The organism is Serratia sp. CY27727, from assembly GCF_052169275.1.
Classification (GTDB): domain Bacteria; phylum Pseudomonadota; class Gammaproteobacteria; order Enterobacterales; family Enterobacteriaceae; genus Serratia; species Serratia sarumanii.
Window position 1 is genome coordinate 53,875 of record NZ_JBJNLB010000002.1, and the last position, 14,989, is coordinate 68,863.

The 14,989-nt window shown below is 59.4% G+C and carries 10 protein-coding genes, 6 tRNA genes and 1 other RNA gene; 5 read left to right on the forward strand and 12 right to left on the reverse strand.

Translation table 11 applies throughout. From position 1 onward, the window contains the following. Positions 1-34: 34 nt before the first annotated feature. Positions 35-1,621 (forward strand): ABC transporter substrate-binding protein, encoded by a 1,587-nt coding sequence (locus ACJ8HB_RS05150; protein WP_041036166.1) that lies wholly within the window; start codon positions 35-37, stop codon positions 1,619-1,621. Positions 1,622-1,656: 35 nt separating this feature from the next. Here the strand turns inward: ACJ8HB_RS05150 and ACJ8HB_RS05155 are convergent, their stop codons facing one another. Then, positions 1,657-3,819, reverse strand: a complete 2,163-nt coding sequence (locus ACJ8HB_RS05155) for a TonB-dependent siderophore receptor (protein WP_047571083.1) — start codon at positions 3,817-3,819, stop codon at positions 1,657-1,659. 277 nt (positions 3,820-4,096) lie between these two features. On the opposite strand from ACJ8HB_RS05155, the gene fes reads away from it, so the two are divergent. Continuing rightward, positions 4,097-5,380 carry an enterochelin esterase gene (gene fes / locus ACJ8HB_RS05160; RefSeq protein WP_047571085.1) on the forward strand — a complete coding sequence of 428 codons (1,284 nt, stop codon included), beginning with the start codon at positions 4,097-4,099 and terminating at the stop codon, positions 5,378-5,380. Positions 5,381-5,417: 37 nt separating this feature from the next. Here fes and ACJ8HB_RS05165 read toward each other — a convergent pair whose 3' ends face one another. From ACJ8HB_RS05165 to ACJ8HB_RS05205, 9 genes are all read right to left on the reverse strand, one after another. Further along, entirely contained in the window at positions 5,418-6,224 is an 807-nt protein-coding gene (locus ACJ8HB_RS05165) for an ABC transporter ATP-binding protein (protein ID WP_033655005.1), read from the reverse strand. 17 nt (positions 6,225-6,241) lie between these two features. Next, a complete protein-coding gene (fepG, locus tag ACJ8HB_RS05170) occupies positions 6,242-7,279 on the reverse strand; it encodes an iron-enterobactin ABC transporter permease (protein ID WP_033635436.1) in 1,038 nt (345 codons plus the stop codon). Beyond that, positions 7,279-8,334, reverse strand: coding sequence for a Fe(3+)-siderophore ABC transporter permease (gene fepD, locus ACJ8HB_RS05175; protein ID WP_033635435.1), 1,056 nt, complete (start codon positions 8,332-8,334; stop codon positions 7,279-7,281). Before fepD ends, fepG begins: the two co-directional genes overlap by 1 nt. A 215-nt stretch (positions 8,335-8,549) precedes the next feature. Further along, entirely contained in the window at positions 8,550-9,557 is a 1,008-nt protein-coding gene (fepB, locus tag ACJ8HB_RS05180) for a Fe2+-enterobactin ABC transporter substrate-binding protein (protein WP_047571087.1), read from the reverse strand. A gap of 195 nt (positions 9,558-9,752) precedes the next feature. After that, positions 9,753-9,876: non-coding RNA, RtT sRNA (locus ACJ8HB_RS05185), on the reverse strand. Positions 9,877-9,951: 75 nt separating this feature from the next. Next, positions 9,952-10,027, reverse strand: a tRNA-Lys gene (locus ACJ8HB_RS05190). Positions 10,028-10,034: 7 nt separating this feature from the next. Next, positions 10,035-10,110: transfer RNA gene (locus ACJ8HB_RS05195), tRNA-Val, on the reverse strand. A 38-nt stretch (positions 10,111-10,148) separates the two neighbouring features. Continuing rightward, positions 10,149-10,224 (reverse strand) — tRNA-Val (locus ACJ8HB_RS05200). Between the two features lie 28 nt (positions 10,225-10,252). Beyond that, a tRNA-Val gene (locus ACJ8HB_RS05205) sits at positions 10,253-10,328 on the reverse strand. 294 nt (positions 10,329-10,622) lie between these two features. On the opposite strand from ACJ8HB_RS05205, the gene gltX reads away from it, so the two are divergent. Further along, complete coding sequence (gene gltX / locus ACJ8HB_RS05210) at positions 10,623-12,038, forward strand: glutamate--tRNA ligase (RefSeq protein WP_047571089.1); 1,416 nt, start codon at positions 10,623-10,625, stop codon at positions 12,036-12,038. Between the two features lie 65 nt (positions 12,039-12,103). Here the strand turns inward: gltX and ACJ8HB_RS05215 are convergent, their stop codons facing one another. Further along, on the reverse strand, positions 12,104-12,889 hold the full coding sequence (locus tag ACJ8HB_RS05215) for a formate/nitrite transporter family protein (RefSeq protein ID WP_047571091.1): 786 nt from the start codon (positions 12,887-12,889) through the stop codon (positions 12,104-12,106). A gap of 308 nt (positions 12,890-13,197) precedes the next feature. Between ACJ8HB_RS05215 and ACJ8HB_RS05220 the strand changes: the two genes are divergently transcribed. Then, positions 13,198-13,273 (forward strand) — tRNA-Ala (locus ACJ8HB_RS05220). 60 nt (positions 13,274-13,333) lie between these two features. Continuing rightward, positions 13,334-13,409, forward strand: a tRNA-Ala gene (locus ACJ8HB_RS05225). A 118-nt stretch (positions 13,410-13,527) separates the two neighbouring features. On the opposite strand, the gene ACJ8HB_RS05230 is transcribed toward ACJ8HB_RS05225, so the two are convergent. Beyond that, positions 13,528-14,715 carry a NupC/NupG family nucleoside CNT transporter gene (locus ACJ8HB_RS05230; protein WP_004936373.1) on the reverse strand — a complete coding sequence of 396 codons (1,188 nt, stop codon included), beginning with the start codon at positions 14,713-14,715 and terminating at the stop codon, positions 13,528-13,530. Positions 14,716-14,989: the final 274 nt, after the last annotated feature.

The window sequence follows — 14,989 nt, forward strand, 5'->3', positions numbered from 1 at the left end:
GTTGGGCTGTTTTTTCACCACTGGGGATAGCGCAATGAAAAGAAAAGCAATAACGATCGGGCTGCTGGCGTTGGCGATTGCCGGCGGCGCGCGGGCCAATACGCTGGTCTACTGTTCCGAAGGCTCGCCGGAAGGCTTCAACCCGCAGCTGTTCACCTCCGGCACCACGGTGGACGCCAGTTCGGCGGCGATCTACAACCGGCTGGTGGACTTCAAACCCGGCACCGTCGAGCTGCAACCCAGCCTGGCGGAAAGCTGGGAGGTGAGCGAGGACGGCAAGCGCTATACCTTCCACCTGCGCAAGGGCGTGGCATTCCAGAGCAATAAATATTTCACGCCCACCCGCGATTTCAACGCCGATGACGTCATCTTCTCGTTTATGCGGCAAAAGGACGCCAACAACCCGTATCACAAGGTCTCCAACGGTGCCTACACCAACTTCGAGTCGATGGAGTTCGGCACGCTGATCGACCGGATCGTCAAGGTGGACGACAACACCGTGCGCTTTGAGCTCTCCCGCGCCGAGGCGCCGTTCGTCGCCGATCTGGGCATGTACTTCGCCACCATTTTTTCGGCGGAATATGCCGACGCGATGCTGAAGGCCGGTACGCCGCAGCGGGTGGACAACGATCCGATCGGCACTGGGCCGTTCCAGCTGGTGCAGTATCAGAAAGACGCGAAAATCCTCTACAAGGCGTTCGATCGTTACTGGGAAGGCAAACCGAAGATCGACCGGCTGGTGTTTTCGATCACGCCGGATGCGACGGTGCGTTACGCCAAGCTGCAAAAGAACGAGTGCCAGGTGATGCCTTTCCCCAACCCGGCGGATCTGGCGCGTATGCGGCAGGACGGCAACCTTCAGGTGATGGAAAAATCCGGCTTGAATATCGGCTTCCTGGCGTTCAACACCCAGAAGAAACCGTTGGATAACGTCAAGGTGCGCCAGGCGTTGGCGCTGGCGGTCAACAAGCCGGCGATCATCGAGGCGGTGTTCCACGGCGCCGGCCAGCCGGCCAAGAATCTGCTGCCGCCGACCCAGTGGGGCAGCAACGCGCAGCTTGAAGATTACCCGTATTCGCCGGAGCGGGCGAAGCAGCTGTTGCAGGAGGCCGGGCTGGGGCAGGGGTTCGACATCGATCTGTGGGCGATGCCGGTGCAGCGGCCATACAATCCCAACGCCAAGCGCATGGCGGAGATGATCCAGGCCGACTGGGCCAAGATCGGCGTGCGCGCCAAAATCGTCACCTTCGAGTGGGGCGAATATTTGCAGCGGATTAAAAACGGCGAGCATCAGACCGCGCTGATGGGTTGGACCACCGCCAACGGCGATCCGGATAACTTCTTCGGGCCGCTGTTCACCTGCGCTTCGCTCGGTGGTTCGAACTCGGCGAAATGGTGCTATAAACCGTTCGACCAGCTGATCCTGCAGGCGCGCGAGGAGAACGATCATGCCAAGCGGGTGGCGATGTACCAGCAGGCGCAGGTGATGATGCACGATCAGATGCCGGCGCTGATGATCGCGCACTCGACCATCTTCGAACCGGTGCGCAAGGAAGTGAAAGGCTACGAGATAGACCCGTTCGGCAAACACATCTTCAAGCAGGTATCGCTGGAGAAATAAAGCAGGGCGCCGCGGCAATGCGGCGCCCAAAGGTTTTACCAGCTGTAGCTGACCGTGGCGGTGACGGTGCGGCCGCTGCCGTAGAAACAGGCGTCCACGCCGCCGCAGGACGAAACGTAATGCTTGTCGGTCAGGTTGTTGACGTTAACCTGCAGCGCGGCGCCTGCCAGGCTCGGAGCCACTTCTGCCAATTCGTAGCGCGCCATCCAGTCATACAGCGTAAAGGCCGGCACTTTGTAGGTGTTGGTCGCATCGCCTTGGCTGGCGCCGTTGTAGCGTACCCCAGCGCCGGTGGAGAAGCCTTTCAGCGGCCCTTGCAGGAAGCTGTAGGTTCCCCAGGCGGAGGCGGCGTGCGTCGGCACCATCACCAGCGTCTTGCCGCGCTGATCGTCGACATAGGTTTCTTTGGTAACGATGTCGGTATAGGTGTAGGCCGCCATGAGCGCGATGGCCGGGGTGAGCTGTGAATGCACTTCGGCTTCCAGCCCCTTGGAGCGCACTTTGCCGATCTGCTCCTTGTATTTGGTTACCGGGTTGGTGGAGCTGACGTTTTTCTGCGTCAGATCGAACAACGCCAGCGTCAGCAGCGTGTTGCTGTTCTTCGGCTGGAATTTCACGCCGATTTCGGTTTGTTCACCGGTGGTGGGCTTGAACGGATCGGTGCCCGGCGCGCCGGTATCGAGGTTGGGTTCAAACGATGTGCTGTAGCTGATGTACGGGGCAATGCCGTTGTCAAAGGCGTACAGCAGGCCGCTGCGGCCAGTCAGCTTGGTGTCGTTTTGCTGACTGTCGCTGGATCTCAACATGTCCTGAGTGCGCAGCTCGGTCCAGTCGTTGCGCAGCGACAACAACAAATTCCAACCGCCGTAGCTCATCTGATCCTGCAGATAAACGCCGAGTTGGTCCAGCACCTTGCGGTTATCGGTGACCTTCGGCAATGCGCTTTCGTTGACCGGCATGCCGTAAACCGGCCGAGTCCAGTCGAGGAAATAGCCCGCGCTGTCGCCGCGCCAGTTTTGGGTATTGACCTTGCTCCACTTGTAGTCAAGGCCGGTCAACACGCTGTGCTCGACGTCGCCGGTGCTGAATTGCGCTTTCAGTTGGTTATCCAACCCCAGCTCATGGGATTTGACGATATCTTTTTGCGGACGGCGCTGCAGCAGCGTGCTGTTTTTGGCTTGCGACATGAACACCAGATATTTGTAACGTTCATCCACCGTGGTGTAACGCATGTTCTGCTGGAAAGAGAAAACGTCGTTAATATAGTGCTCGAAGATATAGCCGAACGAGGTTTGTTCGCGGCGAGCCTGATTGAAACCGGGATCGCTGACGTTGAAATCATACGGCAGATAGCCGGCGCTGCTTTTGATCGCCACGCCGGAGGTCGGCAGGAAGTTGCGGTAGCCGTTCTCCGGTTCCTTTTGATAGCTGGTCAACAGGGTGAACGTCGTGTCTTCATTGGCGATATAGGTCAGCGCCGGTGCGATGGCGAAGCGTTTTTCCTTGTGATCTTTGATACCGGTCTCTTTGGTGCCGGCGATGCCGTTAAGGCGATACAGCAGTTTGGCATCTTCGTCCAATGCGCCGCCGAAGTCGAAAGCGGCCTCTCCTTGATGCAGGTTGCCCGCGCTCAATTGCAGTTTGCGAATAGCCTGGGCGACGGGCCGCTTGCTGGTCATCGCCACCAGCCCACCCGGGTTGGCCTGGCCGTACAACACAGAAGCCGGGCCGCGCACCACCTCAACGCGTTCAAGCAGCCAGGGGTCGATCTGGCCGCTTTGATAGCTCAGGCCGTCCAGATATTTTGGGGCGTAACGAAAGCCGCGTACGATCACTTCGTCGCTGCGGTTAGAGGTGCCGCGGTATTCCGCCACGACGCCGCTGGAGTATCGCAGCGCCTGAGCGACGGAAGCCGCATCCTGCTGATCCATTTGATCGCGCGTGACGACGGTGATGGCCTGCGGCGTTTTTACCAACGGCGCGGCGCTTTTGGTTCCCGCCGCGCTTTCTTTGGCGACGATGCCCTGCAGCGGCGCGGTGACGTTTTCCTGTGCGCCGGCGACGACGGTGATATCACGCTCAACGTTGTCGGTTCCGGCCTGTACGCCCGGCGCCAGCAGCATGGCTGAGGTCAGCAAGAGCTTGGCGACTGGGTGACGCAGAGGTTGATTGGCGGTATTTTGGGGGTGTTCTGACATTTTTCATCCCTTAAAAAACAATTTTATATCAAGCTATTGCTGTCTTTTTTCATTTGGCGCCGCCGAGAAGGGCCGCGCAGTTCCTTGCCATAAATGAACGGTGGACGAATCGCTTACCGTTTTGCAGAGCCACGCTTCGAAGTGGCCTTGTTGACCTCAGGCGCGTTGATTTATAATTGGTTACATTTTATTGAAAATACAAATGATTCTCAATACCATTTGCATTATTCAAGAAAACAAAAAACGCCGGGTGCGGTGAACAGGGGAAAAAGGAAAAATGCATTCGCTTCATGCCGATGGCCTGGTGCTCAACCTGCTGCAAAGGCCCGATCTCGGCGGAGAAGATTGGTGGCGTCAGGTCGCGGAGTTGGGAACGCCGCTCGTCGAATCGCTGCCCGCAGCGCAGGTGCGCGTTACCTTTTTCTGGCGCGACCCGTGGGGCGATGAACGGCGCTCGCCGATTAAAAAGGTGTATGTCGATATCAACTGCGTGACCGACCATCACAGCCCTTCGCCACAGAGTCTGGAACGCCGGCCGGGTAGCGATATTTGGTGGTGGCAGTTCACTGTTCGCGAAGATTGGCGAGGCAGTTACAGTTTTATACCCATTGAGACGGCGCAACTGCCGCCCGCTTTTACCGGCGATGCGGCTCAGCGTCGGCAGCAGCAGCGTCAGTGGTGGTGTTCGTTGTTTCCGTTGATGCGCCATGATCCGCTCAATCCGGTGGCGCCACACTGCAGCAGCCGCGGCTTCCCGTTGTCTGCGATACATTTGCCGGCGGCGCCGGATCAATCAGCGTGGCGGGCGTTGGACGCCGGGCAAGCATTTCCCGCCGCGTCTGGGCGTTTGCAGCACTTCTTTTGGCACAGCGAACGATTGGCTAACCGACGCAACATCTGGCTGTACGCCACCGGCGCAGGGGAAGACCGCCCGTTAGTCGTACTGCTGGACGGGCAATTTTGGCTGCATGGCATACCGATTTTTTCCGCACTGGACGCCGAGACGCTTAACGGAAGGCTGCCGTCGGCGCTTTATCTGTTTATCGACGTGATAGACATGACGCGGCGTGCGGAAGAATTGGCCTGCAATGCGGCTTTCTGGCGGGCGGTGCAAGAGGAGCTGCTGCCGCAGGTGGCGGCGCGTGCGCCTTACAGCGACGATCCGCAGCGCACGGTGGTGGCGGGGCAGAGTTACGGCGGGTTGGCGGCGTTGTATGCCGGGTTGCATTGGCCGCAGCGTTTCGGCTGCGTATTGACCCAGTCGGGTTCTTTCTGGTGGCCGCATATTGAAGCGATGATTAACCCGGCTGAGGAGTATGACGCCGACGTCGGCTGGTTGACTGAACAAGTGCGGCGGGGCTTGTGCGCCGCGACGCCGCTGCGCGTCTTTCAGGAAGCCGGTGAAGGGGAGAGGGATATTCATCAGGTCAATCGCCAAATGCATAGGGCGCTGGTGGAGGCGGGGCATCGGGTCGATTATCGCGTGTTCGCCGGCGGGCATGATGCCGTCTGCTGGCGCGGCGGTTTGCTCGACGGATTGCGGGCGCTGTTGGCACCCTAGTCATGGATAAACGAAGGCCGGGTTAACCCGGCCTTTTTCATGCCTGCGGCGTGTCGCAGTGGTAGCGGCCGCGCGGGATCACCAGCGGCGTGTGGGACAGCGGATCGTCGATGATCATGCACGGCATGCCGAATACCCGCTCAACCAGCTCGGCGGTGATGATCTCCGCCGGTTTCCCCTCCGCCACGATCTTGCCGTCGCGCATAGCGATGATGTGATCGGCATAGCGGCAGGCGTGGTTGAGATCGTGCAGCACCGCGATGAGGGTTTGGCCGTGCTCGCGGTTGAGCTGGCGGAACAGATCCAGCAGCTCGATCTGATGCGCGATGTCCAGATAGGTGGTCGGTTCATCCAGCAGCAGCAGCGGCGTTTGCTGCGCCAACGCCATCGCCACCCAGACGCGCTGGCGCTGCCCGCCGGACAGCTCGTCGACGCTGCGGTCCGCCAGCTGGCCGACGTTGGTGGCCGCCATGGCGGCTTCCACCGCCTGTTTGTCGGCCTGCGTCCACTGTTTCAGCAGGCTCTGGTGCGGGTAGCGGCCGCGCGACACCAGATCCGCCACGGTAATGCTGTCCGGTGCGATCGAGGTTTGCGGCAGCAGCCCAAGCTCGCGCGCCAGCGCCTTGGTGGCGAAGTTGCTGATGTTCTTGCCGTCCAGCATCACCTCGCCGGCGCTGGGTTTTAGCAGGCGGCACAGGGCGCGCAACAGCGTCGATTTGCCGCAGGCGTTCGGCCCGACGATCACCGTGAAGGCGCCGTCGGGGATCGCCACGCTCAGATCGTCAGCGATGATTTTATTGTCGTAGCCCAGCTTCAGATGCGAGGCGTGCAGGCGGTGGCTCATGGCATTGTCATTCTTCATTATCTGCGGGCCTCACGGATGAGCAGCCAAATCAGGTACAGGCCGCCGATGCAGACGGTCACGACCCCGACCGGCAGTTGGATCGGTGCGAAAAGATGTTGGGACACTACGTCGGCGCCGAGCAGCAGCGCCGCACCCATCAGCGCCGAGGACGTCAGGGTGACCGAGGATTGGCCGGCCAGGCGGCGGGCGATCTGCGGCGCCGCCAGCGCGATAAAGGAAATCGGCCCGGCGGTGGCGGTGACGGCGGCGGTGAGGGTGACGCCGAACAGCATCAGCCACAGCCGGCTGCCTTCGGCGTTCACGCCCAGCGCGCGCGCCGTGTCGTCGCCCATTTCCAGCAGCTGCAGCCGTTTGCCCATCAGCAGCGCGGCCGCGGCCGCCAGCACGATGAACGCCGTGGCGGGCTGGGCTTTCTGCCAGGTCATGCCGTTGAGCGAACCGGCCTGCCACATGGCGGCGTCCATGGCGCGTTCCAGTGAGGCGGTGATGATCAGCCAGGTATTGGTGGAGACCAATACCGCGCTGATGGCGATGCCGACGATGATCAGCCGGAAGCCGGCGATGCCTTGCCGCCAGGCCAGCAGGTAGATGGCCAGCGCGGCGAGAATGCCGCCGGCCAGCGCGCCGCCGGCGATGTAGTAATAGCCGCCGTTGAACAGGGTGATGGCGATCAGCGCGCCGGTGTAAGCCCCCATGTTAAAGCCAATCACGTCCGGGCTGCCGAGCGGGTTGCGGATAATCGACTGGAAGATGGCGCCGCTCATGCCGAGCGCGGCGCCTAACAGCAGCGCCATGGCGATACGTGGCAAGCGCCATTGGGTGACCACGGTGACCAGATTCTTCGGCGCCTCGCCGCTGAGCGCGGCAAAGACCTGCTCCAGCGAGAGCTGCAGCGTGCCGTAGCACAGCGCGGCAACGGCCATCGCCAGGCACAACGCCAGCAGCGAAAGGTTGACCAGCAGCAGGCGCAGCGGCATGCGCCAGTTGATGACGCCGTCCGGGCGGCCGATATGCAACGTGTGGGGCAGACTCATCACAGCCCCCCCAGCGTTTTCTTGCGGCGCACCAGCCAGATCAGCACCGGCGCGCCGATGAAGGCCGCCACGATGGAAACCCGCAGCTCACCGGCCGCCAGCAGACGGCCGACCACGTCGGCGCACAGCAGTAAAATCGGCGCCAGCAGCATGGAGTAGGGCAGGATCCAGCGCTGGTCGGGGCCGACCCACCAGCGGGCGATGTGCGGCACCATCAGGCCGATAAAGCTGATTGGGCCGACGGTGGCGGTTGCCGCGCCGCACAGCAGCGTGATGGCGATCACCGCGATGACCTGAGTCAGCACCACGCGCGCGCCGAGCGCGATAGCCAGATCTTCCCCCATGCCGATGGTATTCAGCGGCCGGGCGATGAGCAGCGTCAGCAGGCAGCCGAGCAAAATGGCGGGGGCGGTGACCGGCAGCGTGGACAGCGTGCGGATATCCAGCGTGCCGGCCTGCCAGAAGCGCAGTTGGTCGAAGGTTTGCGGATCGATCAGCGACAGCCCGGTGGTGATGCCGAGCAGCACCGCGCCGATCGCCACGCCGGCCAGCGTCAGCCGCACCGGGTTGATGCGCCCGCCCGCCAGCGTGCCGATCAGGTAGACCAGCAGGGTGGTGAGGGCGGCGCCGACAAAGGCGTAGGCCATATAGCTTTCGGTGGTGGCGGCGCCGAAAAACATGATGCCGATGACCACGGCAAAGCTGGCGCCGGCGTTGATGCCGAGCACGCCGGGATCGGCCAGCGGATTGCGCGTCAAGGCCTGAATCAGCGCGCCGGCGGCGCCGAGCGCCATGCCGGCCAAGATGCCCGCCAGCGTACGGGGCACCCGGGCGTTGAGAATGATGGTGCTGTCGGAACCGCTCGCGGCGCCCTGCAGGCTGAGCCAGACGGTGTGGAAGGGGATGGCTTTGGAACCCAGCATCAGGCTGGCAATGATGCACAGCAGCAACAGCGCCAAGCCGATACCGAACCCGGCGATGCGTTTGAAGCCACTGGCGTAAGCTGCGTGCGGTGCGGACGAAAGCGTCCGCTCAGTCGGAGTGGGTACGTTCACACCGGTAACTCCTGTATGATTTTTATTCTCATTGTTATTTGCGTTCATGCGGGGTGCCAATAGTAGCACGAGCTTGCGCCCGCATGCACCCGCCGGTTGGTGGCACAGGTGCGTTGACGATGTTAATAACTATTGATATTTCAATTGATTGAATGTGAACTGCCGCCCCGTTTGCGGAACGCGTCGGCAGGAGTCTGGCCTGCCGACGGCGTGATTCAGGGTTTTTTGAACAGCCGTTCGATTTGATTCAGCATGTTGGTGGCGCTGTAGTAATCGAGGCGGAAGGTGTCGTTGCCGACGGCATAGACGTGCCGCTGTTCCACCGGCTCCAGATGTTTGAGGAACGGGTTGGTCAGCACCTCTTGCACTTTGCGCTCGTTGGTGGCGAACAGGATCAGCGTTTTGCCGTTCAGGCCCTCGGCCATTTTTTCGCCGGAGATCTGGATGATGTCATGGCGTTTACCCATGCTGGTGTTGCCTTTGGCGCTTTCCGGCGGTGTGGCCAGCTGGAAGCCGAGCTGGGTCAGCAGCTTGCCCTGGGCGGAACCCGGCGTCCACAGCATGGCCTCGCGGCCGTTGTCGGCATACACCAGCGGAGTGGTCGGCTGCGGCGGCAGCGCGATCGCCTGCTTCACTTGCTCCACGCGCTGTTCGAAACGATCCTCCGCCTGTTTGGCGCCGGCTTCATGGCCGGTGATCTCGCCGAGCTCGCTGGCCAGCTGCTGCCAGCTCTTGTCGCCATAGTCGAGCACCAGCGTCGGCGCAATGGCGGACAGCTGGTCATACAGCTTCAACGCCGAATCACCGCCGGTGGCGGCGACGACGATCAAATCCGGTGCGGCGGCAGCAACGGCTTCGGCATTGGGCTCCACCTGGTACAGTCGTTCGACGTGGCGCTGTTTGGCCACTTCGCTCCACTGGGTAAAGAAGCCTTGCTTATCGGCCACCAGGGGATTTGGGCTGGTGGCGGCGCTGGCGACCACCGGGGCGTCGATAGCCAGCAGCGTGCCGGTAATGGTGACGCTGGTGGACACGATGCGCTGCGGCGGTTTTTCCAGCGTGAATTTCCCTTTGGCGCTGTCGATGGTGCGCGGCCAACTGCTGTCGGCAGCGGGGGCGGACGGTTTCTGCCCGTCGCTCTGGTCGTCCGGGCCACAGCCGCTGAGCAGCAGGCTGGAAGTGGCGATAAATGCAATGAACAGCTGGCGTAAGGATAGGGTCATGAGCGGGCTCTTTCTTTCCTTGAACTAAGGCTTATCAATCCGGCGGCGGATTGGCTGCGTGGTGGATGCCCGCTAATTTACCATCCAAGCCGGCAAAATGATAACCATTCGTATCTCAGCGCGTGGTGAATGAAGAATAAAGGAATATCGATCGGCAGAAACGAAAAAAGCGCCAAAAGGCGCTTTTCTCTGAATTGGTGGGTCGTGCAGGATTGATTCGGCCTTTGGCCTCACCCTGCGGGCAACGCTGCGCGTTGTCGTATCGCTGCGCGATGCTCGAACCTCTACGGTTCTTCATCCTTCACGACTCGGTAAGCCATGCCTGCAAGAAGATGAAGTCAGAGTTGGGTGGCGCAGAAACGAAAAAAGCGCCAAAAGGCGCTTTTCTCTGAATTGGTGGGTCGTGCAGGATTCGAACCTGCGACCAATTGATTAAAAGTCAACTGCTCTACCAACTGAGCTAACGACCCGCAGAAATGGTGGGTGATGACGGGCTCGAACCGCCGACCCCCTCCGTGTAAAGGAGATGCTCTACCAACTGAGCTAATCACCCACTTCAGGACTTCCAGGCACTGCTAAACGAGAGAATGATGGTGGGTGATGACGGGCTCGAACCGCCGACCCCCTCCGTGTAAAGGAGATGCTCTACCAACTGAGCTAATCACCCTCATTCGTTCTCATTTTTCTCAACAAGATGGTGGGCGATGACGGGCTCGAACCGCCGACCCCCTCCGTGTAAAGGAGATGCTCTACCAACTGAGCTAATCGCCCCGTCTTGTTGGAGTCGCATTATAGGGATAGTTCAAAGTGAGTCAACGGTTTTTAAAATGATTTCAATCGTTCGCCGCAAATTTAGGCAGGGCGCGATAATTATCGCCAACGGCGCCGATTCTTTGCGCAACGCTATGCGAAACTCACCGCAAAACGCGCGAAATCGACCGGCGCAATATCGTGTCGGCGTTGAGGAATTAGCGCGTGGTGATACAATGTCGTCCACTCTTTTTTCAATTCCGAGCAATCGTCGGCAACCGCCGACACGCGTTGCGTAATAAGGCAGTGAACCCAATGAAAATCAAAACCCGTTTTGCACCGAGCCCAACCGGCTATCTTCACGTCGGCGGCGCGCGTACCGCACTTTATTCCTGGTTGTTCAGCCGCCATGCGGGCGGTGAGTTCGTTCTGCGTATCGAAGATACCGATCTGGAACGTTCCACCCAGGACGCGATCGACGCAATTATGGATGGCATGAACTGGTTGAACCTGGATTGGGATGAAGGCCCGTATTTCCAGACCAAGCGTTTCGATCGTTACAACGCGGTCATCGACGAGATGCTGGAGCAGGGCACTGCCTATAAATGCTATTGCTCCAAGGAACGTCTGGAAGCGCTGCGCGAGAAGCAGATGGAAAACGGCGAGAAGCCGCGTTACGACGGCCACTGCCGCGACAGCCAGTGCAGCCACACCGACGACGAGCCGCACGTGGTGCGCTTTCGCAACCCGCAGGAAGGCTCGGTGATCTTCGATGACAAAATTCGCGGCCCGATCGAATTCAGCAACCAGGAGCTGGACGATCTGATCATCCGCCGTACCGATGGTTCGCCAACCTATAACTTCTGCGTCGTCGTCGATGACTGGGACATGGAAATCACCCACGTGATCCGCGGCGAAGACCATATCAACAACACCCCGCGCCAGATCAACATTCTCAAAGCGCTGGGCGCGCCGGTGCCGGAATACGCGCACGTGTCGATGATCCTCGGCGACGACGGTAAAAAGCTGTCCAAGCGTCACGGCGCCGTGGGCGTTATGCAGTACCGCGACGACGGCTATCTGCCCCAGGCGCTGCTGAACTACCTGGTGCGTCTGGGCTGGTCCCACGGCGATCAGGAGATCTTCTCCATCGATGAGATGAAAGAGTTCTTCACGCTGGAAGCGATCAACAAATCCGCCAGCGCGTTCAACACCGAGAAGCTGCAGTGGCTGAACCACCACTACATCAACCATATGCCGGCGGAAGAAGTGGCGGTGCATCTGGCATGGCACGTTGAGCAGCTGGGCCTTGAAACCCGCAACGGCCCGGAACTGAAAGACATCGTCAAACTGCTGGGCGAGCGTTGCAAGACGCTGAAAGAGATGGCGGAGTCTTGCCGTTACTTCTACGAAGACTTCAGCGAGTTCGACGCAGACGCCGCCAAGAAGCACCTGCGCCCGGTGGCGCGTCAGCCGCTGGAAGCGGTGCGCGCCAAGCTGGCCGCCATCACCGCCTGGACGCCGGAAAACGTGCACGACGCCATTCAGGGCACGGCGGATGAGCTGGGTGTCGGCATGGGTAAAGTCGGCATGCCGCTGCGCGTTGCGGTGACCGGCGCCGGTCAGTCGCCGGGCATGGACGTGACCGTGCATGCGATCGGCCAGAAGCGTTCGCTGCAGCGCATCGACATGGCGCTGGCTTACATCGCCGAGCGCGAAGCGCAAGCCTGATTCGCTGATACGCCTTAAAAAAAAGCCCCGTGGAGCGATCCCGGGGCTTTTTTCATGGCGGTGCGTCAGGCTTGCTCGCTAGCCGGCAGCCCCGGGCGGTAGGCGAGGAAATACATCAGCCCGACAAAGCCGGCGCCTCCCAGCGCGTTGCCGAGAAATACCGCGACGAAATTGGGCAGATACTGCTCCCAGCCCATGCCGCCGGCAAAGATGGCCGCCGGGATGATGAACATATTCGCCACCACGTGCTGGAAGCCGATGGCGACAAAAGCCATGACCGGGAACCACATGCCGATCACTTTGCCCGGCACATCCTTGCTGGCGAAGGCTAACCATACCGCCAGGCACACCAGCCAGTTGCAGCCGACGCCGGAAATAAAGGCGTGCAGGAAGTCCGCATCCACTTTAGCCTGCGCGATCGCCAGCGTCTTATGCAAGAACGCGCCTTCGGTCAGGCCCAGCAAATGGCCGAAGAAGTAGGCGACGGCCAGGCTGCCGGCCAGGTTGGCCAGGGTGACCCAAAACCAATTGCGCAGCACGGCGATGGCGAGGATTTCGCGGGCAAACCAGGCCATCGGCAAGGTCATCATGTTGCCGGTCAGCAGTTCGCCACCGGCCAGAATGGTCAGGATCAACCCGATAGGAAAGACCGCGGCACCCAACAGGGCGCCAAAAGAGCCCCATTCGGCCGGCAGGGTGCCGATGACGTGAATATCCAGCAGAAAGCCGGTGGCGATAAAAGCGCCGGCGAGAAAGCCCAGAATCAACAGATTAGCGAGAGGGGCGCGGCTTTTATTTACCCCGGCCTGAACGGCGAGGGCGGCGATTTCTTTTGGTGAATGCAAAGACATGACGGACTCGGTTTATAGTAATGAAGTTTATGGCGCGGGCAGTCTATGCCGCTCGGGAGTCCGACTCAAGCGCATTTCACTAACATTCCGTTAATTAAAAATCAACGTGATATGCAGGGTCTTTTACCATTTTGAGATGTAGCGCGCAAAATGGATGAACTCTGCACTAAGTGATGATTTTTTAGCGCCAAACATGCTGATTTGGCGGCTTTTTCAACGCTTGATTCAGTAATTCAATTTAGCCGTTGACAGCTTTGAGCGGGTTTCATATTATGCGCCCCGTTCACAGCACAAAGTGATTGTGGAACGGGGCTATAGCTCAGCTGGGAGAGCGCTTGCATGGCATGCAAGAGGTCGACGGTTCGATCCCGTCTAGCTCCACCAACCTTCTTCTCAGAGAGGTTGGGGAATACCGTAACGCCGGTCAAAGCGTACCACTTTTGTGGGGCTATAGCTCAGCTGGGAGAGCGCTTGCATGGCATGCAAGAGGTCGACGGTTCGATCCCGTCTAGCTCCACCACCATTTAAAAAGCCGACCTCAGGGTCGGCTTTTTGCTTTGCGTCATTTCACTTTCGCCGAATGCAGGCCAACAAAAAAGGCGCCCGCAGGCGCCTTGTTATCGCAGTCGGTTCGAGGCTTAGCCCAGCACCAGACCCGCGATGGAAGCGGACAGGATACTGACCAGCGTAGAGCCGTACACCAGCTTCAGGCCAAAGCGCGACACCACGTTGCCCTGGTGTTCGTTCAGGCCCTTGATCGCACCGGCCACGATACCGATGGAAGAGAAGTTGGCGAAGGACACCAGGAACACCGACAGGATCCCCAGGCTGCGCGGCGACAGTTCGGCAGACACTTTCTGCAGCTCCATCATTGCCACGAACTCGTTGGAAACCAGCTTGGTGGCCATGATGCTGCCAACCTGCAGGGCTTCGTGCTTAGGAATGCCCATGATCCAGGCGAACGGATAGAAGAAGTAGCCGAGGATTTCCTGGAAGCTCAGGCCGAAGATGGCGCTGAACACACCGTTGAGCGCGGCGATCAGGGCGATGAAGCCGATCAGCATCGCGGCAACGATAATCGCTACTTTGAAGCCGGCCAGGATATATTCACCCAGCATTTCGAAGAAGCTCTGGCCTTCGTGCAGGTTGCCGAGGTGCAGCTCTTCTTCTTTATTGGTGTCGTACGGGTTGACCAGCGACAGCACGATAAAGGTGCTGAACATGTTCAATACCAGCGCCGCCACCACGAACTTGGCGTCCAGCATGGTCATGTAGGCGCCGACGATGGACATGGACACCGTAGACATCGCGGTCGCCGCCATGGTGTACATGCGCTTTTCCGACATCTTGCCCAGGATATCCTTGTAGGCGATGAAGTTTTCGGATTGGCCGAGGATCAGCGAACTGACGGCGTTGAATGACTCCAGCTTGCCCATGCCGTTCACTTTCGACAGCACGGTACCGATAATGCGGATGATGAACGGCAGCACCTTGATGTACTGCAGAATACCGATCAGCGCCGAAATGAAGACGATCGGGCACAGCACCTTCAGGAAGAAGAACGCCAGGCCTTTGTCGCCCATGCCACCGAATACGAAATCAGTCCCTTGTCCCGCAAACCCGAGCAGTTTGTCAAACAGCGCGGCGAATCCTTTTACGAAGCCCAAACCCGCTTCCGAATGCAGGAAAAAGTAGGCCAGCAGTACTTCGATAACCAGTAATTGAATAACATAGCGAATGCGGATGCTTTTGCGATCGCGGCACACCAACAGGGCCAGGATCGCCACCACCACTATCGCCAACGCAAAGTGCGCAATATGGGACATGTTTGCTCCAAATTTGAGGCAGGCTGAATTTCGGCTGTCATTTTATGTAACGCTACGTTTAAAAACGAGACTTCTATTGCAAATATGGAAAATCATAGCGGGAGTTCTCCTAAAGTGTTGCGCAAAAGCATAAAAAATCAAGACGTTAAATCGGCAATAGGAAATTCGTATTCTTGTGCTAACCTGTCTTTCAGGGGTATTGCAGCCAAAATCCCATCAGAAAAGCACGGAAATCGGCAAGCTCCGCGCTGAACCCTTCGATAAAACCGTTAAT